The sequence below is a fragment of the Actinophytocola sp. genome, from assembly GCF_036402745.1.
Classification (GTDB): Bacteria; Actinomycetota; Actinomycetes; order Mycobacteriales; family Pseudonocardiaceae; genus Actinophytocola.
This window is the reverse complement of sequence record NZ_DASWSJ010000052.1, coordinates 1-26,278: the sequence shown is the minus strand read 5'-3', so window position 1 is coordinate 26,278 and position 26,278 is coordinate 1. Positions and strand designations below refer to the sequence as shown.

Here is a 26,278-nt window from a genome sequence, read left to right as displayed (position 1 = left end):
CGGCGAACCAGCGCGACATCATCGACCAGGTGCGGGCCGTGCTCGTCGTGGCCGGCGGGACGCTAGTCCGCCTCCCCGGGATTTAAAGTGTGCGTTGCGTTCCAGCGAATGTTGTGGGTATCGAGGTGGGTGGTGGCTGGGTGACGTCACGGTCCCCTGAGGTTCCGATGGTCGGCGCAGTCGGCGCAGTCGGCGCAGGACTTCACACGATGATCTACGAGACAGGCTCGGCTCGGGCGAATCGACGAGCGGAGCCGGTGGCGGGCTAGTTCTTGTTGCCGCCGTTGACATCCGGGCCGTCCGGGGCATCCGTTTCGTCCGGAGTAGACGAACCGGTGCCGCCGCCGAACCGGCTCCACACCTTGCCGGCGGCGCCGGAGACCGCCTCGCCGACGTCGGTGAGCACCTTGGCCAGCGGGTCGGTGGAGCTCGACCAGGACTCCTTGTACGAGCGCCCGGCCGACCGGACGTCGTCCATCATGGACGAGGACGGCGCGTCGTCGGCGCGGCGCAGGTAGTCGCCGGCCAGGATCGCGCGGTACTCCTCCGACGCGGCCCACCGCTGCAGCTGCGCGGCCCGCACGACGGCGAACGGGTGGCTCATCCCCTCGACGGTCATCAGCTTGAGGATGCTGTCGCGGATGTCGTCGACCTCCTCGTACTCCTTGGCCTGCTGCATGAACTCGGGGATGTCGATGTCCGACATCGACGTGCCGCCGGCCATGAACACGTGCTGGCGCAGCGCAGCGGCCGGGTCCTGACCGCACAGCAGGCCGGCACGGTCGGCGGTGAGCTCGGCCTTGCGGAACCACTCCAGGAGCGCGGCGATGACCGCACGCAGGCCGAGCGCGCCGATGGGCACCCACTGGACCGTGGCCTGCAGGCGCAGCAACCTCATGAGCAGCGTGCGCAGAACGTTGTGGCCGGAGAGGATGTGCCCGGTCTCGTGGCCGACGACGCAGCGCAGGCTGTCGACGTCGAGCGACTCGACCATGCCGGTGGTGAGCACGATGAACGGCTTGTCGATGCCGATCGCGTAGGCGTTGGCGCGCGGATCGCGGGCGACGTACAGCTCGGGCACGGTGTCGAGGTCGAGCGTCTCGGCGGCGTCGACGCGCAGCTGGTTGATCCTGGGGTACTGCTTCTCACCGACCCGGATGGCCGAGGCGACGGCGTAGAGCCGCTCGGCGCGCTCGTTCCACATGCCGGCGACGGCCTTGAGCACCGACGAGATGCCGGGCACCGCACGCAACGTCGCCATCGCGCCCCGGTCGGCCGGGTGCTCGTAGGCCCGCGGGCTGATGCCCGGGAACCGCACCCGGGTCGAGCTCCGCTGCTCCACCTCGTTGTCGTTGTCGGTCACCCACACCACTCCCCTCGGTCCACGCCCACCCTAGGCCGGAGCGGCACCCGGCGGGGGCGTTGCGGCGAGACTATGGTGGACGGCGCCGAACGATCACTCATCCGGGAGACGAACATGAGCCTCGAGCGTCCCGTCGCGCCTGACCCCTACGAGCTCCTGCCGGCTGTCGGTTCGTTCACCGTCACCTCCGACGACGTGTCGCACGGCCAGCAGCTGCCGATGAGCGCCGTCCACGACAGCGCCGGCGGCGGGAACGTCTCGCCGCAGCTGGCCTGGTCCGGCTTCCCCGAGGGCACCCGCAGCTTCGTGGTCACCTGCTTCGACCCGGACGCGCCGATCCCCGGCGGCTTCTGGCACTGGGTCGCGGTGAACCTGCCGCCGGCCACCACCGCGCTGCCCGCCGGCTCCGGCGCCGACGACGCGAGCCTGCCGGGCGACGGTTTCCACGTGCGCAACGACATGTCGGCGCGGGCCTACGCCGGTGCCGCGCCGCCCCAGGGCGACATGCCGCACCGGTACTACTTCGTGGTGCACGCGGTGGACGTGGACGCGCTCGACGTCGACGAGAACGCGTCGGCCGCGGTGGTGAGCTTCAACCTGGCGTTCCACACGCTGGCCCGGGCCATCATCACGCCGACGTACCAACACTGAGCCGGGAATCGGGGACCGGGCCGGCGATGTTGGACGCAGATGTGACGCACTTCGACCTGGTCATCGTCGGCTCCGGTTCCGGCAACTCCATCCTCGACAAGCGGTTCGCCGGCTGGCGGGTCGCCATCGTCGAGCGCGGCGTGTTCGGCGGCACCTGCCTGAACGTCGGCTGCATCCCCACCAAGATGTTCGTGCACACCGCGGACCTCGCCGGCACACCCGCGGCCTCGGCCAAGCTCGGTGTCGACGCCGAGCTTCGCGGGGTGCGCTGGACCGACGTGCGGGACCGCATCTTCGGGCGCATCGACCCCATCTCGGCGGGCGGGCGGCAGTACCGGGTCTCGCACGCGGACAACGCCAACGTCACCGTCTACGAGGGCACGGCGCGGTTCACCGGCCCGGGTGCGCTGTCCGTCGACACGTCGACGGGGTCCGTCGACCTCACCGCCGACCGGGTCGTGCTCGCCGCCGGTGGACGGCCGGTCGTGCCGCCGGAGCTGGCGGACGTGCCGGTGCACACCAGCGACACGATCATGCGCCTGGAGGAGCTGCCGCGGCGGCTGGTGATCATCGGGTCCGGGTTCGTGGCCGCGGAGCTCGCGCACGTGTTCTCCGCGTTCGGCGTCGACGTCACGGTCGTCGGACGGTCCGGCGCGATGCTGCGGTACGAGGACGCCGACATCAGCGCCCGGTTCACGTCGCTGGCCGGTGAGCGGTGGGACCTGCGGCTCAACCGCACGCTGCGCGGCGCGGCCGTCGTCGACGGCGGCATCCGGGTCGACCTCGACGGCGCGTCCGGCCCGGAGTCGATCGAGACCGACCTCGTGCTGGCGGCGGTCGGCCGGGTGCCGAACTCGGACACGCTCAACCTGCCGGCGGCCGGCATCGACGTCACGCCGGACGGGTACGTGGTGGTCGACGAGTTCCAGCGGACGACCGCGGAGGGCATGTGGGCGCTGGGTGACCTCAGCTCCCCGTTCGAGCTCAAGCACGTGGCCAACCACGAGGCGCGGATCGTGCAGCACAACCTGCTCAACCCGGACACCCCGCTCGAGGCCGACCACCGGTTCGTGCCGCACGCGGTGTTCAGCTCGCCGCAGGTGGCGTCGGTGGGCCTCACGGAGCAGCAGGCCCGCGCGCGCGGCGTGCGGTACGTGACGTCCACACAGGACTACGCGGGGATCGCCTACGGCTGGGCCATGGAGGACACGACGGGCTTCGCGAAGCTGCTGGCCGACCCGTCGACGGGCCAGCTGCTGGGCGCGCACATCATCGGCCCGCAGGCGTCGACCCTGATCCAGCCCCTGGTCCAGGCGATGAGCTTCGGCCTGGACGCCCGCAGCATGGCGCGCGGCCAGTACTGGATCCACCCGGCGATGCCGGAGCTGATCGAGAACGCCCTGCTGAACCTGCCCCTTGACTGACCCCGCCTGACTGAGCTGCCCGTCGAGGCGCTCCTGGTCGGCGGCCGGGCAGGCGTCGGCAAGTCGACGGTGGGCGCCGCCACGGGCCGGTTCGGGCCTACGTCCGGGTCGTTCGCAGGGTCGGCAGGTTCGGTGGGGCGCCCTCCTCGATGAGGCGGGTCAGGGCGGGCGTGTCCAGGTGGGTCTCCACCAGGTCGGCCAGCAGGTCCAGTTGGGACGTTCGGAGCTCGGCCACCCGGGTGTCGGCCGCCGGCTCGAAGCCGGGGCGGTCCGCATGGGACGCGGCCCAGCGGAGGAGCTCCCGGCGGAAGCCGTCGTTGTCCAGTAGGCCGTGCCAGTGGGTCGCGGCTATCGGGCCGGCCAAGGCACCCTCGGGGCTGCCGTCGGGCAGGGTGACCAGGGGCGGCAGCGCCGCGCGGCGGGTCACCTGGCCGTGGTGGATCTCGTAGCCCGTCACGTGCTCGCCCAGCGCGGTGCCGGCCGGGCGGGTCAGGGTCTTCGCCGGGGCGAAGGTCACGTCCACGTCCAGCAGGCCGAGGCCGGGTACGGCACCGGCGCCCGACTCGACGTCGTCGACGATCGACCGCGCGAGCAGCTGGTAGCCGCCGCACACCGCCAGCAGGGGGCCGCCGGCGCCGGTGTGGGCCACCACGGCGTCGGCCAGGCCGGTGCGGCGCAGCCAGGCCAGATCCTCCACTGTGGACTTGGTGCCGGGGAGGACGACCAGGTCGGCATCCGTGAGCCGGGACGGGTCCGTCACGAAGCGGACGGCCACCCCGGGCTCGCACGCCAGCGCCTCGACGTCCGTCGCGTTCGAGATCCGGGGCAGGCGGACCACGGCCACCCGCAGCCAGTCGGCACCCACCGGCGGCGCCGGGCGGCCGAGCACCCCGTCCGCCGCGTACGACAGCGAGTCCTCGGCCTCCAGCCACAGGTCCGCCTGCCACGGCAGCACGCCGAGCACCGGCCGGCCGGTCAGCGCCGTCAACGACACGAGGCCCGGCTCGAGCAGCGACAGCGACCCGCGGAACTTGTTGATCACGAACGCCGACACCAGCGCCTGGTCCGCCGGGTCGAGCACGGCGAGCGTCCCGAACAGGTGCGCCAGCACGCCACCCCGGTCGATGTCCCCCACCACGAGCACGGGCAGCGACGCCACCCGCGCGAGGCCGAGGTTCGCGATGTCGCCGGCCCGCAGGTTGATCTCCGCGGGCGAGCCGGCGCCCTCGCAGACCACCACGTCGTAGGACGCTCGCAAATCATCCAATGTGGACACGACGACGTCCAGCAGGTCGAGGCTCCGGTAGGACGCGGCAGAAAGGACGCCGACCGGCCTGCCCAGCACCACCACCTGCGAGCTGTGGTCGGCCCCCGGTTTGAGCAGCACCGGGTTGAACCGCACGCTCGGCTCGAGCCCGCACGCCGCCGCCTGCATCGCCTGCGCCCGGCCGATCTCGCCACCGTCCGGCGTCACCGCCGAGTTGTTCGACATGTTCTGCGCCTTGAACGGCGCCACCCGCACCCCCTGCCGCGCGAGCCACCGGCAGAGTCCGGCCACGAGCACGCTCTTGCCCGCGTCCGACGACGTCCCGGCCACAAGCACCGCACCCCGCATGTCCCGCTCCCTCCGCCGAGGCATCTGCCATCATCGCGGGCATGCCCGCGTCCCCGATCACCGCCGTCCTCGTGCACAGCCCGTTCCTCGGCCCGGCGAGCCTGCGCCCGCTGGCCGACGCGCTCGCCGCGCACGGGCACCCTGCGGTCCTGCTCGACCTGCGACCCAGCGTCGTCGCCGCGCCCGTGCACCAGGTGCTCGTCGGCGCGTTCGCGGACGCCATGGGTGCGGAGGACCTCGCCGGGCAGGTCGTGCTCATCGGGCACAGCGGCGCCGGGCCGCTGCTCCCCGCGTTCGCCGACGCGCTCGAGGACACCGTCAGCGGGCTGGTGTTCCTCGACGCCGGGCTGCCGACGCCGGGCCGCAGCTGGCGCGACACCGTGCCGGCCGAGCTGTACACGCGGCTGCGCGCGGCCTCGCGCGAGGGGCAGCTGCCGCGGTGGCAGCGGTGGTTCGAGCCGGACCCGCTGACCGAGCTGGTCGCCGACGTCGAGCTGCGTGCCGAGATCGCCGACGAGGCACCCGAAGTGCCGGTGGCGTTCCTCAAGGAGCCGCGCCCGGACGTCGAGTGGGACGGCCCCGCCGGCTACGTCGCGCTGTCCGCGGCCTACGCCGACGACGTGGCCGCGGCCGAGAGGCTCGGCTGGCCGGTGCGCCGGCTCGACACGCACCACCTGGCGCCGGCGACCGACCCGGACCCCGTTGCGGTGGCCGTGCTCGAGGTGCTCGCGAAGCTGCTCTGACGGTGGCCCGTCACGGCAGGGTGAGGATCTCCGCGCCGTCGTCGGTGACCACCAGGGTGTGCTCGAACTGGGCGGTCCAGCTCTTGTCCTTGGTGGTGACCGTCCAGCCGTCGGACCAGATGTCGTAGTCGATGCCGCCGAGGGTGATCATCGGCTCGATCGTGAACGTCATGCCCTTCTCGATCACCGTCTCGACCTTGGGCTCCTCGTAGTGGAGGATGACCAGCCCGCTGTGGAACGACCGGGCGATGCCGTGCCCGGTGAAGTCACGCACGACGCCGTAGTCGAACCGCTTGGCGTAGGCCTCGATGACCCGGCCGATCACGTTGAGCTGCCGGCCCGGGCGGACCGCCTTGATGGCTCGCATGGTGGCCTCGTGGGTGCGCTCGACCAGCAGCCGCACCTCCTCGTCGACGTCGCCGGCGAGGAACGTGGCGTTCGTGTCGCCGTGCACGCCGCCGAGGTAGGCGGTGACGTCGATGTTGACGATGTCGCCGTCCTGGATGAGCGTGGTGTCCGGGATGCCGTGGCAGATCACCTCATTGAGCGAGGTGCAGCACGACTTGGGGAAGTTCCGGTAGCCCAGCGTGGACGGGTACGCGCCGTGGTCGAGGATGTACTCGTGCACCACGGCGTCGACGTCGTCGGTGATGGCGCCGGGCTTGACCGCCTTGCCACCCTCCTGCAGGGCCTGCGCGGCGATCCGGCCGGCGACCCGCATGGCCTCGACGGTCTCGTCGGTCTGGACCCACGGCTCGGTGTTGCGCTGGGGCGCCGGCTTGTCCACGTACTCGGGACGCGCGATGGCGGACGGAACCTGCCGGCGGGGCGACTGGACGCCGGGCTTCAACGGAGCACGTACGGGCATGGCTCCACCCTACGATGCGGTTCTTCGCCGCCGTTGAGGGAAGGGGCGCCGTGGCCCGCGCCTCACCGGGGTAGGGCGGCCATGAACCGGGCGGTGGCGGCCACCGCCCTGGCCGAGGCACCCGCGTCGGTGACGAGGACCGCGAAGGCCAGGTCGCCGCGGAAGCCCACGTACCAGCCGTGCGAGTGCTTGCCGTCGCCGAACTGGGCGGTGCCCGTCTTGCCCCGGACGTCCGGGTAGGGCGCCAGCGCGACGGTCCGCTGGGTGACCTCCCGCATCATCGCGTGCATCGCGGCGCGGACCTGCGGGTCGACCGGCTTCGGGTCGACGGTGTCGGACTCCGTGCGAGTCCCGGCCAGCAGGCTGGGCGTCGGCATGGTGCCCGAGGCCACCGTCGAGGCCACCAGCGCCATGCCGAACGGGCTCGCCACCACCTTGCCCTGGCCGAAGCCGTCCTCGGCGCGCTCGACCACGTTGGCCGCGGGCGGCACCGAGCCGGTGACCGTGGTGGCGCCACGCACCACGAAGTCGGCGCCGAGGCCGAGGCGGCGGGCGGTGTCGGTGAGCGCCGAGGGCGCCAGCTTGGTGGCGAGCTCGGCGAAGGTGGTGTTGCAGGAGAACGCGAACGCGCTGTGCAGCGGGATGACGCCCTTGTCGAACTTGTCGTTGTTGGGCACCACGCGGCCCTGGATGGTGAGCGTGCCGGGACAGCCGACCTGGGCGTCGGGCTGGGTCTTGCCGGACTCGATGCCCGCGATGGCGGTGATGATCTTGAACGTGGAGCCCGGTGGGTAGCGGCCGGACAGGGCGAGCGCGCCCTGCTTGTCCGCCGCCGGGTTCTGGGCCACCGCCAGCACCTGGCCCGTGGACGCCTGCATCGCCACGATCATCGACGGGTTGGGCTCGGGCGCGAGCGCCGACTGGGCCGCGTTCTGCACGCCCAGGCTCAGCGTCATCCGCGCCGCCTGCGCGGGCTCGGCCGGCTTCGAGTACAGCTCCGAGACCTCGGCGCCGGACACGTCGGTGGTGATGACCCGCCAGCCCGCGCTGCCGATGAGGTCGTCCTCGACGAGCTTGCGGATGCCCGGCAGCAGCGTGGGCGCGAGCTTCTTGTCCACCGGGAGCAGCCGCGGCGTGGCGGTGAACCGGACGCCGGGCAGCTCGTAGATCCGCGGCTTGACCGCCTCGTAGTCGCTGGACCGCAGCAGCACGACCTGGTACGGCTGGGTCTTGGCCTTGGCCGCACCGTCCATGATGGACTTCTGGGTGATCGACCGGTCGAAGCCCGACAGCGCCGTGGCCAGCGCGCCGGCCACCGCGTTGGCGTCGCCCGCCTTCGCCGGCTCGAACAGGACCGAGATCACCCGGTCCGGCGCCATCAGCAGCTCGCCGTCGCGGTCGAGCACCGGCGCGAGCTCCGGCTGCTCGTTCTGGAGCGCGATCGACTGCTGCTCGGCCAGGTCGGGATGCAGGACCGTGGTGGACCAGTGGATCTTCCACGTGCCGTCCTGGTCGCGCAGCTCCAGCTTGCCGGGGTACTCCCAGCGCCGGCCGTGGCCGAAGTCCCACGTGACGTCGAAGCTCGCGGTGGCCGTGCCGTCGGCCGTCCTGACCTCGCCCAGCTGCGCGGCGACCTTCTCCGGGGCCAGGCCCTTGCGGACGCTGTCGAGCAGCGCCTTGGCCGAGTCGGGCGAGTCGGTGAGCTTGGCCGCGGCACCGCTGTCGCCCTTGGCGAACGCGCCCAGGTAGTCGTCGGCGATGTCCTGCGGCTGCGGCCCGTCGTCACCGAACAGGCCGCAGCCCGCGACGGGCAGGGTGAGCAGCACCGCGGCGAGGAGACCGGCCGCCCGCCGGGAGGAAACGCGCACGGCGGCGAGTATGGCGGACAACCCCGACAATCAGAACAGCACGGTGGCGTACTGACCGACTCGGGTGAACCCGATCCGCCGGTACGCGGACTGCGCGATGACGTTGTAGGCGTTGACATACAGGCTCGCGGTGCGCCCGAGCCCGCGCACGAGCCGGTCGACCACGGCCGCGGTGCCGGCCGAGCCGAGCCCGTGCCCGCGCCGGTCGGGGTGCACCCACACGCCCTGGATCTGGCCGACCGCGTTGGACAGCGCGCCGATCTCGGCCTTGAACACGACGTCACCGCCCTCGAACCGGGCGAACGCGCGCCCGGCGGCGATGAGCTCGGCGACCCGGGCCCGGTAGCTGGCGCCGCCGTCGCCGGCCCGCGGGTCGACGCCGACCTCCTCGATGAACATCGCGACCGCGGCCGGGAGGTAGCGGTCGAGCTCGGCGGGGCGGACGGGGCGGACCAGCGGGTCGGCCGCGACCAGCGGTTCCTTGCCCGTGGACATCAGCGGCTGGTCCTCGCGCACCTCGCGGGCCGGCCCCCAGTCGAGCTCCAGCTCGGACCAGAGGCCGAGGACCTGCTCGGCCGGCCCCACGACCGACGAGCACATCCGCCGCCGGCGCAGCGCCCGGTCGGCGAAGGCCCGCAGCGCGGACCGGTTGCCCTGCAAGGGAATGAGGTTCGAGCCGGCGAAGCACAGCGAGTCGAGGCGGCCGCTGCGGAACCCGCGGGGCTCGCAGCCCCACAGCTCGCCGCCCAGCCGCCACGGGTCCATGCCGAGGGTCTCGATCCGCGACGCGACCATGCAGGACGCGACCGGATCCGCCGTGAGCATCGCGCGCACGGCCATCCGATCCCGCTCGTCGAGCAGCCGCGCTCCAGCAAGCCGCAACACAAGCTCAAGCGTGCCAGATGACCGGCTCGTGGGACAGCCGAGACCCGCCGACCGTTTGGTGTCGATCCGGCCACCCCCGGTTCGACGCGTCAGTGCGAACACCCCGGCGGGAAGGAGCCTGTCATGCGGTTCATGGTTCTGGTGAAGGCCGACGAGCAGGCGGGGGCTCCGGGCGAGGAGCAGGTCAGGGCGCTGACCCGGTACACGAAGGACCTCGTGCGGGCCGGCGTGCTCCTGGCCGCGGACGGGCTGACCTCGAGCGCCGACGGGACCCGGGTGTGCTTCGCCGACGGCCGGGCCACGGTCGTCGACGGGCCGTTCGAGGGTGCGCTGGTGACGGGCTACTGGGTGCTCGACGTCGGGTCCAAGCAGGAGGCACTGGAGTGGGTCCGGCGCTGTCCGCGCGTCGGCACGGGTGAGTTCGAGCTTCGCCAGGTCGCCGAGCCGGCGGAGGCGCCGGGCCCGGAGCTGCGCGAGCACGAGGACTACTTACGGGCCCAGATCGGCGCGCGCCGGACATAGCGCTGGACCGATGCACGGAGTAGAAATATCCGAACCCCGTGAGAGCGCTCTCATGGACCCGCCTCCCTGCGCCGCATCCCACCCCGGGCAGCGCTGCCCGACAGCGGAGAGGACGACACCGCATGACCACCCAGCGTCCGGACGGTCCCGTGAGACGGCGCACCCGCCGGTTACTCGGCGGGGCGCTCGCGCTCGCCCTCGCAGCGACGACGGTCGCCACGACGACCGCGGCGGCCGCCCCACCGCGGCACGGCGACCACGGCACCCCGGACCTCGGGGCGAACGTCACCGTCTTCGATCCCGCCATGCCGGTCGGCCAGATCCAGGCGACCCTCGACGCGACGCACGCCGGCCAGGTCGACAACGAGATGGGCACCCGGCGCTACGCCTTCCTCTTCAAGCCGGGGACCTACGGCACCGCAGAGCACCCGCTGCAGCTCAAGGTCGGCTACTACACCGAGATCGCGGGCCTGGGCGCCTCCCCCACCGACGTCGTCATCAACGGCAAGGTCGAGGTCTACAACCGCTGCCTGGCCGACGGTGGCACGGGCAACTGCCTCGCCCTCGTCAACTTCTGGCGCACCCTGTCCAACCTGTCGATCAACATCGACGCCGCCGGCCAGGACGGCTGCCGCGCCTCGGCGAACTTCTGGGCGGTCTCCCAGGCGGTGTCCATGCGCCGGCTCGACATCAGCGGCGGCAACCTCTCGCTGATGGACTACTGCACCGCCGGCCCGCAGTTCGCCAGCGGCGGGTTCATCGCCGACTCGAGGCTTCCGTCGACCGTCAACGGCTCGCAGCAGCAGTGGCTGACCCGCAACAGCGAGATCGCCGGCTGGTCCAACGGCGTGTGGAACCAGGTCTTCGCGGGGGTCGTGGGCGCGCCGGACGACGCCGCCTTCCCGAGCCCGCCGTACACGACGCTCGACACGACCCCGGTGAGCCGCGAGAAGCCGTACCTGTTCCTCGACGAGCGGGGCAGGTACGACGTCCGCGTGCCCGCCGCCCGGACGAACAGCCGCGGCATCTCCTGGGCCGACGGCCTGACGCCGGGCCGCACGGTGCCGATCTCGGACTTCTTCGTCGCGACCCCGGCGGACTCGGTGCGCGACATCAACAACCAGCTCGCGCGCGGCAAGAACCTGCTGCTCACCCCCGGCGTGTACGACATCGCGCGCGGCATCGAGGTCAGGCGCCCCAACACGGTGGTCCTCGGGCTCGGGCACGCCACGCTGACCGCCGTCGACGGCTCGACCCCGCTCGAGGTGGCCGACGTCCCCGGCGTCGTCATCGCGGGGGTCACGGTCGACGCGGGGCCACGGACGTCGCCGGTCCTGCTGCGGGTGGGCAAGAAGCACGGCCACGGCGTCAGCTCCGCCCGCAACCCGACCACGCTGTCCGACGTGTACTTCCGCGTCGGCGGCCCGCACGTGGGCAGGACCGACACCGCGCTCGAGGTCAACAGCGACAACGTGCTCATCGACCACACGTGGGTGTGGCGGGCCGACCACGGCGTCGAGGGCTTCACCGACACCCAGCGCTGGAACACCAACACCGGCCGCAACGGCGTCGTGATCAACGGCGACCACGTGACGGCGACGGGCCTGTTCGTCGAGCACTTCCAGCAGTACAACACCGTCTGGAACGGCGAGGACGGCACGACGATCCTGTACCAGAACGAGCTGCCGTACGACCCGCCCACGCAGGCGGACTGGATGCACGGGAGCGTCGAGGGCTTCGCCGGCTACAAGGTGGGCGACCGCGTGCGGACGCACACCCTCCACGGCGCCGGCGTGTACGTGTTCAACCAGAACAACCCGGCGATCCACACGGAGAACGGCTTCGAGGTCCCGGCGACCCCGGGCGTGCGGCTGCACCACATCATGACGGTGAACCTGAGCGCCGGCACGATCGACCACGTGGTCAACGGCCTGGGCGATGCGGCCGACACGACCAAGATCGGCGTACCGGTCTACCTCACCGAATACCCGGCGCCGTAGCCCCTACCGGCAACGCGGCCCTGGTGGCCGGAGCCTCGTGGCTCCGGCCACCGGAGCCGGGAACGTCAGGAGACGGTGACGACGGGCTCGCCGGTGGCCGCGTCGCCGGCCTCCTCGGCGATGCGCATGGCCTCTTCGATGAGGGTCTCCACGATCTGGTGCTCCGGCACGGTCTTGATGACCTTGCCCTTCACGAAGATCTGGCCCTTCCCGTTGCCCGACGCGACCCCCAGGTCGGCCTCGCGCGCCTCACCCGGGCCGTTGACCACGCAGCCCATCACGGCCACGCGCAGCGGGACCTCCATGCCCTCGAGGCCCGCCGTGACCTCGTCGGCCAGCTTGTACACGTCGACCTGGGCCCGGCCGCACGACGGGCACGACACGATCTCGAGCTTGCGCGGTCGCAGGTTCAGCGACTGCAGGATCTGCGTGCCGACCTTGACCTCCTCGACCGGCGGGGCGGACAGCGACACGCGGATGGTGTCGCCGATGCCCTGCCGCAGCAACGCGCCGAAGGCCACAGCCGACTTGATGGTGCCCTGGAACGCCGGCCCGGCCTCCGTGACACCGAGGTGCAGCGGGTAGTCGCACTGCTCGGCGAGCAGCTCGTAGGCCCGGACCATCACGACCGGGTCGTTGTGCTTGACCGAGATCTTGATGTCGTGGAAGTCGTGCTCGGCGAACAGCGACGCCTCCCACAGGGCCGACTCCGCCAGCGCCTCGGGCGTCGCCTTGCCGTACTTGGCCAGCAACCGCGGGTCCAGCGAGCCGGCGTTGACGCCGATGCGGATGGGCGTGCCGTGGTCGCGGGCGGCGGCGGCGATCTCGCGGATCTTGTCGTCGAACTTCTTGATGTTGCCCGGGTTGACCCGAACCGCCGCGCAACCGGCCTCGATGGCCGCGAAGACGTACTTGGGCTGGAAGTGGATGTCCGCGATCACCGGGATCTGCGACTTGGCCGCGATGGCCGGCAGCGCCTCGGCGTCGTCCTGGGACGGGCAGGCCACCCGGACGATGTCGCAGCCGGCCGCGGTGAGCTCGGCGATCTGCTGCAGCGTGGCGTTGACGTCCGCGGTGACCGTGGTGGTCATCGACTGCACCGAGATCGGGTGCTCGCTCCCGACGCCGACCCGGCCGACCATCAGCTGCCTGGTCGGGCGCCGGTCCGCCAGCACGGGCGGCGGAGTGGCCGGCATGCCCAGCATGATGCCTTCGGTCATGCGTTCAGCCTACTGAGGTATCCGGATCGGGTTCACGATGTCCGCTGTGACGGTCAACAACACGACCGCGCCACCGAGGAGGACGAACACCATCGTCACGGCCGACAACTTGGAGTAATCGACCGGCCCGCCCGCCGGTTTCCCACGCAGACGCCGTACCCAGTCCCGAATTTTCTCGTAGAACAGGACCGCGATGTGCCCGCCGTCGAGCGGCAGCAGCGGTAGCAGGTTGAACACGCCGACGAAGAAGTTCAGCGTCGCGAGCATCAGGATGAAGATCTCCCACAAGCCACGCTCGACCGCGTCTCCACCGATGATGCTCGCGCCGACCACGCTGACCGGCGTCTCCGGGTCGCGCTGGCCGCCGCCGATGGCCTGGACGACCTTCGGGATCTTCTCCGGGAACGCCAGCAGGCCGTTCCACACGCCGACGAACATCTGGCCGGTGAAGCTCGCCGCGCCGCCGACGCCGTCGAGCGCGCCGTAGGTGTTGACCGTGGGAGGCAGCGCCACCGACACGCCGATCGCGCCGACCTTCTTGCCGTCCGTGGTCGCGACCTGGGCCACGTCGACCGTGAGGGTGAGCGTCTGGCTCCCCCGCCGGACCACGAACTCGGCCGGCCCGGACAGGCCCTCGACCTTCTTGACCATGTCCCGCCAGGTCGGCGTGGGCGTGCCGGCGACCGACTGGACGACGTCGCCGGGGCGCAGGCCCGCGTTCTTGGCCGGCGCGGCCGCGCCGGAGGTGCACCCGGTGCCGGACGTCTTGGTCTTGTCGACCACGCAGTCGTTGACCGTGCCGACCTGGGGCCGCACCGTGTTCACGTCCAGGCTCAGGTTGGGCAGGCCCATCGTGATCGCCATCAGGTAGAGGATGACGAAGCCGATGATGAAGTGGGTGATCGAGCCGGCGACCATCACCACGAAGCGCTTCCACGTCGCGTAGCGCCACATCGCCCGCGGCGCCTCTTCGGGGGTCACCTCGTCGAGGGCCGTCATGCCGGCGATGTCACAGAACCCGCCGGCCGGGATGGCCTTCAGCCCGTACTCGGTCTCCCCGCGGCGGAACGACCAGATGGTCGGGCCGAAGCCGATGAAGTAGCGGCGGACCCGCATCCCGAACATCTTGGCCGCGGCCATGTGCCCGGCCTCGTGCAATGCCACCGAGATGCAGATGCCGAGAGCGAAGAGGATGACCCCCACGATCCATTGCACGTCGTCAGTCCTCTCCCCGCCCGGTCGTGCCGAGCTCTACCGTCGCCCCGAGCCGCTGCCTCGCCTGGGCCCGCGCCCAACTCTCCGCGGCCAGGACCTCCTCGACCCCGGACGGCTCGGTGTGCCAAGCGTCCGCCGCGTCGAGCACTCGGTGCACAGTGTCCACAATGTCGGTGAAGGCGGTGTGTCCTTCGACGAACGCGGTCACCGCCTCCTCGTTCGCCGCGTTGTACACGGCCGGCAGGCAGCCGCCGGTCTCGCCGGCCTGCCGGGCCAGCCGCACGGCCGGGAACGTCGCGTCGTCCAGCGGCTCGAAGGTCCACGCGGTGGGCGTGTCGAACGTGGCCGCCCGGGCGGCGCCGGGCACCCGCTCCGGCCAGCCGAGGGCCAGCGCGATCGGCAGCCGCATGTCCGGCGGGCTGGCCTGGGCGAGCGTGGAGCCGTCGGTGAAGGTGACCATCGAGTGGATCATCGACTGGGGGTGGACCACGACGTCGATCCGGTCGTAGGGCACGCCGAACAGCAGATGCGCCTCGATGAGCTCGAGCCCCTTGTTGACCAGGGTGGCCGAGTTGATCGTGATGACCGGACCCATGGCCCAGGTCGGGTGCGCCATCGCGTCGGCGACCGTGACGTCGGCCAGGTCCGGGCGGCGCCGGCCGCGGAACGGGCCGCCCGACGCGGTGAGCACGAGCCGGTCGACCTCCTCGGCGCGGCCGCCCCGCAGGCACTGCGCGATGGCCGAGTGCTCGGAGTCGACCGGCACGAGCTGGCCCGGCGCGGCCGCGCGGAGCACCAGCGGGCCACCCGCGATCAGCGACTCCTTGTTGGCGAGCGCGAGCGTCGCGCCGGTCGCGAGGGCGCGGAGGGTGGGCGCGAGGCCGCGGGAGCCGGTGATCGCGTTGAGCACGATGTCGGCCGGCGTGGTGTCGATGAGCTCGGCCACCGCGTCCGGGCCGGCGAGGATGCGCGGCATGCCGAAGCCGCCCTGCTCGTAGCCGCGGCGCTTGGCCTCGGCGTACAGGGCGAGCTGCACGTCCTCGGCGGCGGTGGAGCGGGACACGGCGACGGCTCGCGCGCCGGTCGAGATGGCCTGGGCCGCGAGGGCGGCCGGATCGCCGCCGCCGGCCGCGACGCCGACCACCTCGAACCGCTCGGGGTTGGCCGCGAGGACGTCGAGGGCCTGGACACCGACGGAGCCGGTGGAGCCGAGAACGAGAACGGTACGTCTGGTCATATCAGGGCACATTGTTCCCGATGCACTGTCGATCACATGCGCATGGTGCGCGGAGGGTGTCAGGGCGGTGTGGGAGCATGTGCGGCAAGGATCAGAGTGCCGGGAGGGAACGTGGCTGGCTCACAGCTGGAGAAGCGGCCGAAGAACGCGGTCGACCCGCACGAGGAGCCGTCCGCTGAGTGGGGCTGGCACGGCAGGTTCCCGCGCGGCCGCGAGATCGGCGGCTGGATCTCGGCCATCGCGATGTTCCTCATGGCGTTCATCGGCAACCACGTCGCCGAGACCGAGCGGCTGTGGCTCATCGGCATCGGCGTCGTCCTGGTCGCCGCGCTGGTCGGGAACCGGGTCCGGCAGCGCACGTCCTGGCGCCGGTAGCCCTCGTCGCCACACCGGCCTGGCCGGTCAGTAGGTCATCGGCCCGGGTACTGCCCGGGCGCCTCGATCCACGAGTCGGGCGGCGCCGGGTGCCCCGCGAGCGGGGTCGCCGCGGGACCGGGCGGTGTCTCGGGTGCAGAGCCGTCGGCGGCCTGTTCGTCGACCTCCGGGTTCTTGCTGTCTGTGTGCGGCCTGTCCCTGTGCGGCCTCTCCCTGTGCGGCCTGTCTCTGTGCGGCGGTGTGTACCCGCAGGCCGGCTGCGTCATCCGGGGCCTCCTGAACGCTGGGGAAGCGCTCGAATACCCCGTGAACTTCGGTGTAACCGCCAATTCGACGTCCTGTGCGGGAACAAACCGTCCCGCCGCGTTGCTGATCACCGGTGACGACGACGTCAGTTGTTCCTTGGGTTCCCCCTTCGAAAGGCCACTGATGGATCGCGCCACGCTGTCCCCGGCACGTCCCGCGTCGGCGCCCGCGGAGTCTCTGCCAGAGTCCCCGCCAGCGTCACCGCCGGCGTCACCGCCGGAGTCCCCCACCGGGCTGGCCCGGGTGCGCGTCATCCTCGTGCTGGGATCGCTCATCGCGCTCGGCCCGCTCACCATCGACATGTACCTGCCGGCCCTCCCCGCGATCGCCGACGACCTGGTCACCACGTCCGCCGCGGTGCAGCTCACGCTCACCGGCACGCTGCTCGGGCTGGGCCTGGGGCAGCTGGTCATCGGCCCGTTGTCGGACGCGGTCGGGCGCAGGCTGCCGCTCATCATCGGCACCGCCGTCCACGTCGCCTCGTCGCTGCTGTGCCTCATCGCGCCCAACGTGGCGGTGCTCGGCGTGCTGCGGATGATGCAGGGTGTCGGCGCGGCGGCCGCGATGGTGGTGGCGCTGGCCGTGGTCCGCGACCTGTTCAGCGGCCGCGCGGCGGCCACCGCGCTGTCCCGGCTGATGCTGGTGATGGGCGCGGCCCCGATCCTGGCCCCCACGCTCGGCGCGGCGATCCTGCTCACGGGCTCGTGGCGCGGGGTGTTCGCGGTGCTGGCGGTGCTCGGTGTGGCGCTGATGCTGGTGGCGATCTTCCTGCTGAAGGAGACGCTGCCGGTCGAGCGGCGCCGCACGGGAGCGTTCGGCCCGGTGCTGCGGACCTACCGGTCGCTGGTCACGGACAAGCAGTTCGTGGTGCTGGCGCTGGTCGCGGCGCTGGGGATGTCGGCGCTGTTCTCGTACGTGTCGGGCTCGTCGTTCGTGCTGCAGGACGGGTTCGGCCTCGACCAGCAGCAGTTCGGCCTGGTGTTCGGCATCGGCGCCATCGCCATCATCGGGGCGTCGCAGGTCAACGTCGTGCTGCTCAACCGGTACTCCCCGGAGCGGATCGTGTTCTACGCGCTCGCGGGGTCGGTCGTGGCCGGCCTGGTCCTCACCGCGCTGGCCATCGCCGGCGGCGGCCTGCTCGCGTTCGTGGTCCCGCTGTTCTTCCTGCTGGGCGCCATCGGCTTCGTCCTGCCGAACGCGCCGGCCCTGGCCCTGTCCCGGCACGGCGAGGCCGCCGGCACCGCGGCCGCCCTCCTGGGCGCGACCCAGTTCGGCCTGGGCGCGCTGATCGCCCCGCTGGTGGGCGTCCTCGGCAACGACGGCCCGGCCATGGCCATCACGATGACCGCCGGCTCGGCCGTCGCGTGGCTGGCCCTGGGCGCCACGGCCTGGCAGTCCCGCCGCTCGGCCTCAGCCGAACCTGCGTAGCACGCGCGCGGTCTCCCGCGTGACGCCGGATCCCAACTGGTCCAACAAGGAGACTCCTCGTGCTCGCCGGCGCGCCCCCGAGAAGGATCGTGATCGACACCGGGATCCGCAAGCCCCTCGATGTCAGCGGTGGCCTGCCAGCGTGATTTGGGGCAACCTGGGTAGCCGTGCTCAGCGCCGGGCTCGCGGAGGCCGTCTCCGTCGTCGGGTTGCTCGGGGTTCTCGCCTTCGCCGTCGTGCGGCCTCGGGGGTGGGCCGAGGCGGTTGTCGCGGTGCCGGTGGCCCTCCTGCTCGTCGGGGCCGGGGCCATCCTCGTGGCCGACGCGGTCGGTGAGGTCGCGCGGCTCGCGCCGGTGGTCGGGTTCCTCGCCGCGGTGCTGGTCCTCGCGAAGCTCTGCGACGACGAAGGGCTCTTCGCGGCCGCCGGGGCGCTCATGGCGCGGGCGGGCGGGCCGGGGCGGCTGCTCGTACTCGTCTTCGTGATCGCCTCGGTGACCACGGCGGTGCTCAGCCTCGACGCCACCGTCGTGCTGCTCACCCCCGTCGTCTTCGCGACCGCGGCCCGGCTGGGGGTGCGGCCCAAGCCACACGTTTACGCCTGCACCCACCTCGCCAACTCCGCGTCGCTGCTGCTGCCCGTCTCCAACCTCACCAACCTGCTCGCCTTCGCCACCGCCGACGTGTCGTTCCTCCGGTTCACCGCGCTGATGGCCGGGCCGTGGCTGGTGACGGTGGCCGTGGAGTACCTGCTGTTCCACCGGTTCTTCCGGGCCGACCTGACCGCCGGCACCGCCCGGCCGGGCCCGCCACCGACGCTGCCGGTGTTCGCCCTCGCCGTCCTCGGGCTCACCCTCGCCGGGTTCGTCGCGTGCTCGCTGACCGGCCTCGACCCCGCGTGGGCGGCCTTCGCCGGCGCGCTCGTGCTCGCGGTCCGCGGCCTCGCCCGGCGCGGCACCACCCCGGCCGCCGTCGTGCGCGCGGTCAACATCCCGTTCCTCGCGTTCGTGCTGGCGCTCGGCGTGGTGGTGCGGGCCGTGGTCGACAACGGGCTCGACACGGCGGTCGGCGACCTCGTCCCGGCCGGCTCGGGCCTGCTCGCGCTCCTCGCGCTGGCCGGCGTCGCGGCGGTGCTCGCCAACGTGATCAACAACCTGCCCGCGGTGCTGGTCCTGCTCCCGCTCGCCGCGCCCGCGGGGACCGGCGCCGTGCTCGCGCTGCTCATCGGCGTGAACCTCGGGCCGAACCTCACCTACGTCGGGTCGCTGGCCACCCTGCTGTGGCGGCGGGTGCTGCGCGACCACGACAGCCGCGTCGACCTCGCCGAGTACACCCGGCTGGGCTTGCTCACCGTGCCGGTGTCGCTGATCCTCGCCGTGCTGGCCCTGTGGGCCGGCCTGCATGTCATCGGAGGCTGACCATGACCGTGCTCGTCTGGATCGCCGAGGGCACCTGGCCGGCCTGCGTCGACGCCGCCCGCACGCACGCGCCCGCCGGCGCCGACTTCGTGCTCCTGCACGTCAGCGACGACGACGTCCCCGCCGCCGCGCGCGGTGCCTTCGCCGGCCTGCTCGGCCGCGGCCACCCGGACCAGGACCCCGGCCGGCGCATCGAGCACCTCGCCACGACCTCCGCCGAGGACCTGCTGCGCGCCGCCGCCGACCGGCTGGCCCGGCCCGCGCGGCGCGAGCGGCGGCACGGCCGGGTCGAGCGCGAGGTCGTCGCCGCCGCCGAGCACGCCGACCTCCTCGTCCTCGCCCGCGGCGGCGACCGCACCCGGCTCGGCCCGCGCAGCCTCGGCAAGCCGGTCCGGTTCGTCGTCGACCACGCCCCCTGCCCGGTGCTCCTGGTCTGGCCCGAACCGCCACCCGGCGTCGACTCCATCCCGCCCCCGCCACCGCGCTGACCAGCGAAGCGTGCCCCGGGTGGAATACTCGGCCACGTGCACCCCTTAGGCCTGCGGTTCGTCGGCCACTCCACCGTGCGCGTGGAGCTGGCCGGCCGGGTCGTGCTCACCGACCCCGTGCTCACGAACCGCGTCTCCGCGCTGACCCGGGTCACGACGGCGAGCACGCCGGCCGACCGTGCCGACGTCGACCTGGTCCTCCTGTCCCACCTGCACGGCGACCACGTCCACCTGCCGTCGTTGCGGCTGCTCAGCCGGCACGTGCGGGTGATCGCACCGCGCGGCGCCGGCGACTGGCTGCGGTCCAAGGGTGTCCGCCAGGTCGAGGAGCTCGCGCCCGGCGAGGAGCTGGTCGACGGCGACCTCCGCATCACCGGGGTGGCGGCCGCGCACTCCGGGCACCGCTGGGGTCCGCGGTCCACCCGAGGCCCGCAGGCCAAGGCGATGGGCCACCTCATCGAGGGCGCGGGCACCACGGTCTACGCGGCCGGCGACACCGACCTCTTCCCGGGGATGGCCGAGCTCGCCGAGATCGACGTCGCCCTGCTGCCGGTCTGGGGCTGGGGTCCGACGCTCGGCCCGGGCCACCTCACCCCGGCCCGCGCCGCCGAGGCGCTCGAGCTGCTCCGCCCGCGGGTCGCCGTTCCGGTGCACTGGGGCACGCTCGCGCTGGCCGGTCTCCCCCGCGCACCAGGCCGGCACGGCGCCCGCATGCGCCGCCTGCTCATCGACCCGCCGCACGAGTTCGCGGCCAAGGCGCAGGGCTCGGCCACCCGCGTGATCGTCACCCCACCCGGCGAGGACGTCGCACTCCCCGACCTCGCCCGCGGCCCGCGCACGTGAGCGAACCTACGGTGCGGGGCGAGGGGCTGTCGTGAGTCCTTTCGACTGGACGGACCCGTCGGCCATCGGCTATCCGGTGCTCTTCGGCGGGGTCCTGGTCGGCTCGGTGGTGCCCATCGTGCCGACCGGCGCGATCGTCGGCGCCGCCGCGGCCGTGGCCACCACCACCGACCAGCTCAACCTCGTGCTCGTCGTCCTGCTGGCCACGCTCGGCGCGCTGATCGGCGACCTCGTCACGTTCGCCGCCGGCCGCGGTGGCCGAGGCGCGATGACCCGCTGGTTCGTGCGCCGGCAGTCCGAGGAGCGGCTCGCCTCCGCGCGCACCAGGTTCACCAAGCGGGGCTGGCAGCTCGTCGTGATCGGCCGGATGGTGCCGGCCGGCCGCATCCCGGTACTGCTGGCCGCGGGCGCGCTGGACTACCCGTGGCGGCGGCTGGTCCTCGCCGCCGCCGGGGCCTGCCTGCTGTGGGCGCTGGCCTACGCGGCGCTGGGCGTGGTGAGCGGCGGGCTGTTCGACAACCCGCTGCTGGCGACGCTCATCGCGGCGCTGCTCGTCCTCCTGGTCACGCTGGTCACGACGTGGATCTCGCGGCGCCGGGAGCGCGGCCGCGCGGAGAAGGTCGCGGCCCATGAGTGAGAGCACCGGCCGGTTGCTGCGTGGCGGGCGCCTCGTCGCCCGCCTCCTGCTGGTGTGGGCGCTCGTGGCGGTCGCCTTGCACGAGCTGGACCTGGCGCTCGCGGACTTCGCCATGCCGCGCTGGTGGCAGCCCACGGTCTTCGCGCTGCTGTTCGGCCTGCTGAGCGCGGTGGTCTGGCCGCTGATCCTGCGGGTGGCGCTGCCGGTGGCGATGTTCACCCTCGGCATCGGCTCGTTCCTGTTGCTCGGCGCCGGAATCCTGGCGATCACGTTCGCCGTGCCGGGCGTGGTGATCGCGAACCTGCGCACCGCGGTGATCGTCGCGATCGTCGTGTCGGCGGTGGGCGCGCTGGTCAGCAGCGTGCTCTCGCTCGACGAGGACGAGATCTTCTTCCGGCGCGCGGCGCGCCGGTTCCGGCGCGGCGGGGGCGTCGACGGGACGGAGCCGCCCGGAGTGCTGCTGCTGCAGATCGACGGGCTGGGCTACGAGACCGTGCGCCGCGCGGTCCGCGACGGCGACCTCCCGACGCTCGCGACGTGGCTGGCCGAGGGCAGCCACGCGCTCACCGACTGGCACTGCGACTGGAGCTCGCAGACCGGGGCGAGCGTGTGCGGGCTGCTGCACGGGTCCAACGACGACATCCTCGGGTTCCGCTGGTACGAGAAGGACCGCGACCACGTGATGGCGTGCGCCCACCCGGCCGACGCGGCGGAGATCGAGCGGCGGCACTCCGACGGGCGGGGCCTGCTCGCCGGCGGCGGGGCAGCGCGTGGCGGCCTGTTCACCGGCGACGCGGCGCACACGAGCCTCACGATGAGCGCGGTGCCACTGCTCACCCCGACGGGCAAACGCCGGACCCGCACGCGGTCGGCCAACGAGATCGGCGACGGGTACTACGCCTACTTCGCCAACCCGGTGAACGTGGTGCGGACGGTCGGCTCCGCGCTCGTCGACGTGCTGCGCGAGATCTCGGCGTCCACGCGCCAGCGCCGCGCCGGGGTGCGCCCGCGGGTCAAGCGCGGCGGGTTCTACCCGTTCGCCCGGTCCGGCACCACGGTCATCGCCCGGGACCTCGTCGTCTCCGCGATCATCGGCGACATGCTCGCCGGCCGGCCGGTCGTCTACGCGGACTTCCTCGGCTACGACGAGGTCGCGCACCACACCGGCATCGAGCGGTTCGACGCGCTGGCCGTCATCCGGGCCATCGACCAGCAGATCGGCCGGCTGCACCGAGCGGCCCACCTCTCGACCCGCCGCTACCAGCTCGTCGTGTTCTCCGACCACGGCGTCACGCAAGGCTGGGCGTTCACCGACCGGTTCGGCGAGTCCATCGAGGCGCTCGTCGGCCGCCTGTGCGGCGCGCCGCCGCGACCCGGCGGGCGGTCGAAGGCCAAGCCGGTCGCGGGGTGGCAGTTCGGCGCGGCGCTCGCCGGCGCGTCCACCCGCGGCGGGCCGATCGCGCGGGCGCTGCGGGCCAGGGCCGCCGGGGTCGACTCCGGCCGGCTCCGCACGGCGAGCGGGAAGCCGGGCGCGGTGGCCCGCGCGGCACCCGGCGTGGTCGTGGTCGTGTCGGGGCACGTCGCGATGGTGTCGTTCACCGAGCACCCCGGGCGGGTCGACCTGGAGACCATCGAGCGGGAGTTCCCGGACCTGCTGCCGGTGCTGGTGGACCACCCGGGGGTGGGCTTCCTGCTGGTCCGCAGCGCGCGCGGGCCGATCGTGCTCGGCCGCGACGGGCTCCGCCGGCTGGCCGACGACCTGGCCGACGACACGGTGTCGGGCAGCGACCCGCTGGACGGCTACGGCGAGCACGCCGCCGACCTGATCCGCCGCACCGACGGGTTCGCGCACTGCCCGGACCTGCTGATCAACAGCCGCTACTCCACCGCCACCGACGACGCCTCGCCGTTCGAGCCGCACGTCGGCTCGCACGGCGGCCTCGGCGGCGGCCAGGCTCGCGGGTTCGTCCTGCACCCCGCGGACCTGCCCGCCCCCGGCACGATCGTCGGCGCCGAGGCCCTGCACCGGGTCGTCCGCGGCTGGCTCACCCACCTGGGCCACCCCGACCCGCGCACCCCCAGCCCTACGGTCGCAGGTCGTACTTCTCCGTCACGCTCCAGTACCTCGTGACGCTGGCGTCGTCGAGCTTCTTCCAGCGGCCCCGGTAGCTCTCGGTGCCCCCGAACGTGCCGTACGCCTTGAACGCGGCCTGAGTCCCGATGGCCACGGTCCGGAAGAACACGTGCTCGTCGGCGCGGGCGTCGCACACGAAGGCGATGACGCCGGCGCCGTCGATGTCCCCGGAGTTCGACCTGAGGACCCATTTCTTCTCCGCGGGGGACGCCGCCTGCCTCGCGCTGACCCCGAGCTGCTCCTGGACCTTGGCCAACGGCACGTCGCTCAGCGCCGGCGCCGGGAACGCGTACTGCCAGGTCGGCTTCCGGCCGAGCGTGTTGTCGGCGTCCGTGCACGCGGACATGCACGGCACCTCCTTCTTGGCCACGCCGGCGGTCATCACGTTGGTGGACACGTAGTTCATGAGCACGCCGGCCGCGCCCTCGGAGTCGGTGTAGATGTCGAGAAGCGCCTGCTTGTGGTCGGTCGGCTCGATGCGCCCACGGAACACCTGCTGCCCGAGGACGACCTTCGGGGGAACGGCGCCGTCCATGTTGCGATACAGGTAGCCACCACCGGCCGCCACCGCATCGGCGGCGAAGACGGCATCACCGAGCTCGGCCAGGAACTCGGTGACCGGAGGGTTCAGCCGGCCGTCGGCACTGGTGATTCCCGTGTCGACCGCGTCCCGCTGAACCTCCGGGCGCTTGAACTTCGGGAGGTTCGCGGGCCAGTCCGCGTCCTTCACGAGGTTGTTGAACGCGGTGATGAACTCCTTGACCCGTTCGGTTGCCGGCAGGCTCTCCCATCTCCTGAGGTCGTCCTCCGACATGCTCGCCACGTATTCCCGCATGCGCACCCGGAACGCTTCCGTGAGCTGGGTCTGGACATTGGTCTTGTCGAGTGCGGAGGTCATCGCATTGTCCTTTGCGAGCTATTGCGCCAGTGTTCCTGCGGCTTCTTCCAAGGCCCGGCGGACCTCGTCGGGCGAGAGCTCCTCGGCGCCGTCGACGTCGGCGAGCGCGCCGGTCATGACCTCCGACAGCATCTGCTCCACGACCGCCGTCACCTCCGCCGGCGCGGGCTCCGCCGGCGGCGCCTCCGCAGGCGTCTGCATGGCGGCGAACGCCTCGGTCTGGCCGAGCCACCCGGCCGTCCGATCGGTCGGCTGTTCCGTGCCGCGGACGTACTTGTAGCCGCCGTCGGCCTCCGGCTCGGCCGAGTCGAATGCCCGCCACCACCCCGGATACCCTTCCACCGCAACGACATCGGTGAACCTGGCCGCCTGCATCGCGGCGAACGCCTCCGTCTGGCCCAGCCAACCCGGCGTCTGATCGGTCGGCTGCTCCGTGCTGCGGACGTACAGATAGCCGACGCCGGCCTCCGGCCCGGCCGAGTCGAACGCCTGCCACCACCCCGGATATCCCTCCACCGCAACGACATCGGTGAACCGGGGCGCGCTCTCGCCCGCGCTGTCCCAGGCGTCGAGCACCTCGCCGAACCACCGGGCCAGCTCGCCCGGCGGACCGTCGACCAGCGTGGCCAATTGGCCGGCCTCCTCAGCGGTCAGCCAGGCGGTCAGGTTCGTCTGGACCTGGTCGTCGGCCTCCTCCAGCCAGCCGGCGCCGAACAAGGGCCCCATGCGCGCGCGGAGAGTGGTGACATCGGTGTCGGTCTCGTCGCCCAGTACGCTTCTCAGCCGCTGCGCGGTCGCATCGTCGACAGGCATTCTGCGAGCCATTCCCTTCCACAGAAAGGTTTTCCGGGCCGCCCCCCATCGTCACCCGGCCGGCGCCGACCGCCAACCCTCGCGCCCGAAGGTGCGCACCTTCCTGCCCCGATGGACGGCTGGTGCGCCTCCCCGGGATTAAAGTGTGCGTTGCGTCCCAGCGAATAGCGCGGGTATCGAGGTGGACGGTGGCTGGGTGCCGTCACGGTCCCCTGAGGTTCCGGTGGTCGGCGCAGGACTTCACACGATGATCTACGAGACAGGCCTAATGCTCCGTCAAGGGAGGTTGGTGCGTTTGTCGGTGGATCCGTGTGGAGGAATCGCCTCGTACCGGGTTGCACTAACCCGCCTCCAGGGGAGAACGCACGGCACGGGGGCGCCACGGCAGCCACTTGCGCAGCAGCGGCGGCAGGCGCTTCTCCAGGCCGTACGGCTCGAGGTGGGCGTGGAACACCTCGCTGAACGCGCGTTCCACGCTCTCGGAGTCCCAGCTCTCGCGTTCCAGGATCGGGGCCTTCAGGTACGGCTGGCCGACGATGTGCAGCTGCGGCCCGTTGCACCGGATCATCTGGCCGGTCACCCCCAGCGACCGGTCACCGAGCAGGAACGACACCAGCGGCGCGATCTTGTCCGGCGTGCTGTCCGGCGGGCAGTTGCGCAGCGCGCGCTCGGAGCCGAGCACCATCCGGGTCTGCGCCACCGGGCAGACGGCGTTCACCCGGATGCCGACCGCCTCGAGGTCGAGGGCCCACGAGTAGGTCAGCGACGCGACCGCGCCCTTGCTCGCCGCGTAGGTGGCGAGCGTGCGCTGACCGAGCGAGGCGCCGGAGGAGATGTTGACGATCGACCCGCCGCGGCCCGCCATCGCGCGGACCGCGGCGAGGCCCGTGTAGATGACGCCGAGCACGTTGACCTGGATCAGCTCGCCCGCGAGCCGCGGGTCCTCGTCGAGCGGGAGCGTCTCGTAGTTCACCGCGGCGTTGTTGACCAGGCCGTCGACCTGGCCGAACTCGTGCACGCAAAGATCCACGATGGCCTGCGCCTGCTCCGGCTCGGCCACCGAGTGCTCGCTGACCACGGCACAGCCACCGTCGGCCTCGATCGCCGCGGCGGTCCCCCGCGCGAGCTCGCCGTCGATGTCGTTGACCACCACCGCCGCCCCCATCTCGGCGACATGCATCGCGAACGCCCTACCGAGGCCCCGTCCGGCCCCGGTCACCACCACCGCCCGACCATCAAGCGACGTCATGGCCCTGCCCCCAACCGCCAGCCCCGACGTCCACGTCGCCCTCGATCGCCGCGGACGGCGGCACCATGGCCGCCACTGGCG

23 protein-coding genes are annotated in these 26,278 nt (G+C 72.4%); 12 read left to right on the top strand and 11 right to left on the bottom strand.

Annotated elements, in window-relative coordinates; all coding sequences use genetic code 11:
- Positions 1 to 265: 265 nt before the first annotated feature.
- The gene (locus tag VGD70_RS05500; protein ID WP_331078761.1) at positions 266 to 1,363 is read right to left on the bottom strand and encodes a M48 family metallopeptidase; all 1,098 of its coding nucleotides are present in this window, start codon (positions 1,361 to 1,363) and stop codon (positions 266 to 268) included.
- 114 nt (positions 1,364 to 1,477) lie between these two features.
- On the opposite strand from VGD70_RS05500, the gene VGD70_RS05495 reads away from it, so the two are divergent.
- Together VGD70_RS05495 and VGD70_RS05490 are read left to right on the top strand one after the other, a co-directional pair.
- Positions 1,478 to 2,014, top strand: a complete 537-nt coding sequence (locus VGD70_RS05495) for a YbhB/YbcL family Raf kinase inhibitor-like protein (protein ID WP_331078759.1) — start codon at positions 1,478 to 1,480, stop codon at positions 2,012 to 2,014.
- A gap of 41 nt (positions 2,015 to 2,055) precedes the next feature.
- Positions 2,056 to 3,438, top strand: a complete 1,383-nt coding sequence (locus VGD70_RS05490) for a mycothione reductase (protein ID WP_331078763.1) — start codon at positions 2,056 to 2,058, stop codon at positions 3,436 to 3,438.
- 97 nt (positions 3,439 to 3,535) lie between these two features.
- Here the strand turns inward: VGD70_RS05490 and VGD70_RS05485 are convergent, their stop codons facing one another.
- Positions 3,536 to 5,053: a cobyric acid synthase gene (locus tag VGD70_RS05485; protein WP_331078757.1), complete on the bottom strand. Its 1,518-nt coding sequence runs from the start codon at positions 5,051 to 5,053 to the stop codon at positions 3,536 to 3,538.
- A 41-nt stretch (positions 5,054 to 5,094) separates the two neighbouring features.
- On the opposite strand from VGD70_RS05485, the gene VGD70_RS05480 reads away from it, so the two are divergent.
- Positions 5,095 to 5,796, top strand: a complete 702-nt coding sequence (locus tag VGD70_RS05480; RefSeq protein ID WP_331078755.1) for a hypothetical protein — start codon at positions 5,095 to 5,097, stop codon at positions 5,794 to 5,796.
- Between the two features lie 10 nt (positions 5,797 to 5,806).
- On the opposite strand, the gene map is transcribed toward VGD70_RS05480, so the two are convergent.
- The 3 genes from map to VGD70_RS05465 form a co-directional block, all read right to left on the bottom strand.
- The gene (map, locus tag VGD70_RS05475) at positions 5,807 to 6,664 is read right to left on the bottom strand and encodes a type I methionyl aminopeptidase (RefSeq protein WP_331078754.1); all 858 of its coding nucleotides are present in this window, start codon (positions 6,662 to 6,664) and stop codon (positions 5,807 to 5,809) included.
- A 62-nt stretch (positions 6,665 to 6,726) separates the two neighbouring features.
- On the bottom strand, positions 6,727 to 8,532 hold the full coding sequence (locus VGD70_RS05470; protein WP_331078752.1) for a penicillin-binding transpeptidase domain-containing protein: 1,806 nt from the start codon (positions 8,530 to 8,532) through the stop codon (positions 6,727 to 6,729).
- Positions 8,533 to 8,562: 30 nt separating this feature from the next.
- Positions 8,563 to 9,417 (bottom strand): GNAT family N-acetyltransferase, encoded by an 855-nt coding sequence (locus VGD70_RS05465; RefSeq protein ID WP_331078750.1) that lies wholly within the window; start codon positions 9,415 to 9,417, stop codon positions 8,563 to 8,565.
- Positions 9,418 to 9,540: 123 nt separating this feature from the next.
- Between VGD70_RS05465 and VGD70_RS05460 the strand changes: the two genes are divergently transcribed.
- Positions 9,541 to 9,939, top strand: coding sequence for a YciI family protein (locus VGD70_RS05460; protein WP_331078748.1), 399 nt, complete (start codon positions 9,541 to 9,543; stop codon positions 9,937 to 9,939).
- Between the two features lie 122 nt (positions 9,940 to 10,061).
- Positions 10,062 to 11,939 carry a hypothetical protein gene (locus VGD70_RS05455; RefSeq protein ID WP_331078746.1) on the top strand — a complete coding sequence of 626 codons (1,878 nt, stop codon included), beginning with the start codon at positions 10,062 to 10,064 and terminating at the stop codon, positions 11,937 to 11,939.
- Positions 11,940 to 12,004: 65 nt separating this feature from the next.
- On the opposite strand, the gene ispG is transcribed toward VGD70_RS05455, so the two are convergent.
- The 3 genes from ispG to dxr are packed head-to-tail and all read right to left on the bottom strand — an operon-like array spanning position 12,005 to position 15,611.
- Positions 12,005 to 13,159 carry a flavodoxin-dependent (E)-4-hydroxy-3-methylbut-2-enyl-diphosphate synthase gene (ispG, locus tag VGD70_RS05450; protein ID WP_331078744.1) on the bottom strand — a complete coding sequence of 385 codons (1,155 nt, stop codon included), beginning with the start codon at positions 13,157 to 13,159 and terminating at the stop codon, positions 12,005 to 12,007.
- Between the two features lie 9 nt (positions 13,160 to 13,168).
- Positions 13,169 to 14,374 (bottom strand): site-2 protease family protein, encoded by a 1,206-nt coding sequence (locus tag VGD70_RS05445; protein ID WP_331078742.1) that lies wholly within the window; start codon positions 14,372 to 14,374, stop codon positions 13,169 to 13,171.
- Positions 14,375 to 14,378: 4 nt separating this feature from the next.
- Positions 14,379 to 15,611 carry a 1-deoxy-D-xylulose-5-phosphate reductoisomerase gene (gene dxr, locus VGD70_RS05440; protein ID WP_331078740.1) on the bottom strand — a complete coding sequence of 411 codons (1,233 nt, stop codon included), beginning with the start codon at positions 15,609 to 15,611 and terminating at the stop codon, positions 14,379 to 14,381.
- 111 nt (positions 15,612 to 15,722) lie between these two features.
- Between dxr and VGD70_RS05435 the strand changes: the two genes are divergently transcribed.
- The 7 genes from VGD70_RS05435 (at position 15,723) to VGD70_RS05405 (ending at position 23,234) form a co-directional block, all read left to right on the top strand.
- Complete coding sequence (locus VGD70_RS05435) at positions 15,723 to 15,986, top strand: DUF2631 domain-containing protein (RefSeq protein ID WP_331078738.1); 264 nt, start codon at positions 15,723 to 15,725, stop codon at positions 15,984 to 15,986.
- A 549-nt stretch (positions 15,987 to 16,535) separates the two neighbouring features.
- Complete coding sequence (locus VGD70_RS05430; RefSeq protein ID WP_331078736.1) at positions 16,536 to 17,720, top strand: multidrug effflux MFS transporter; 1,185 nt, start codon at positions 16,536 to 16,538, stop codon at positions 17,718 to 17,720.
- Between the two features lie 167 nt (positions 17,721 to 17,887).
- Positions 17,888 to 19,135 carry an SLC13 family permease gene (locus tag VGD70_RS05425; RefSeq protein ID WP_331078734.1) on the top strand — a complete coding sequence of 416 codons (1,248 nt, stop codon included), beginning with the start codon at positions 17,888 to 17,890 and terminating at the stop codon, positions 19,133 to 19,135.
- A 2-nt stretch (positions 19,136 to 19,137) separates the two neighbouring features.
- Positions 19,138 to 19,623 (top strand): universal stress protein, encoded by a 486-nt coding sequence (locus VGD70_RS05420; protein ID WP_331078733.1) that lies wholly within the window; start codon positions 19,138 to 19,140, stop codon positions 19,621 to 19,623.
- A 36-nt stretch (positions 19,624 to 19,659) separates the two neighbouring features.
- The gene (locus VGD70_RS05415) at positions 19,660 to 20,466 is read left to right on the top strand and encodes an MBL fold metallo-hydrolase (protein ID WP_331078732.1); all 807 of its coding nucleotides are present in this window, start codon (positions 19,660 to 19,662) and stop codon (positions 20,464 to 20,466) included.
- 31 nt (positions 20,467 to 20,497) lie between these two features.
- Entirely contained in the window at positions 20,498 to 21,103 is a 606-nt protein-coding gene (locus VGD70_RS05410) for a DedA family protein (RefSeq protein WP_331078730.1), read from the top strand.
- Complete coding sequence (locus tag VGD70_RS05405) at positions 21,096 to 23,234, top strand: phage holin family protein (RefSeq protein ID WP_331078729.1); 2,139 nt, start codon at positions 21,096 to 21,098, stop codon at positions 23,232 to 23,234. Before VGD70_RS05410 ends, VGD70_RS05405 begins: the two co-directional genes overlap by 8 nt.
- Here VGD70_RS05405 and VGD70_RS05400 read toward each other — a convergent pair.
- From VGD70_RS05400 to VGD70_RS05390, 3 genes are all read right to left on the bottom strand, one after another.
- Entirely contained in the window at positions 23,188 to 24,135 is a 948-nt protein-coding gene (locus VGD70_RS05400) for a hypothetical protein (protein WP_331078727.1), read from the bottom strand. The two genes, VGD70_RS05405 and VGD70_RS05400, sit on opposite strands and share 47 nt — an antisense overlap.
- 18 nt (positions 24,136 to 24,153) lie before the next feature.
- Positions 24,154 to 24,948: a hypothetical protein gene (locus VGD70_RS05395; protein WP_331078725.1), complete on the bottom strand. Its 795-nt coding sequence runs from the start codon at positions 24,946 to 24,948 to the stop codon at positions 24,154 to 24,156.
- A 340-nt stretch (positions 24,949 to 25,288) separates the two neighbouring features.
- Positions 25,289 to 26,197, bottom strand: a complete 909-nt coding sequence (locus VGD70_RS05390; RefSeq protein ID WP_331078723.1) for an SDR family oxidoreductase — start codon at positions 26,195 to 26,197, stop codon at positions 25,289 to 25,291.
- Positions 26,198 to 26,278: the final 81 nt, after the last annotated feature.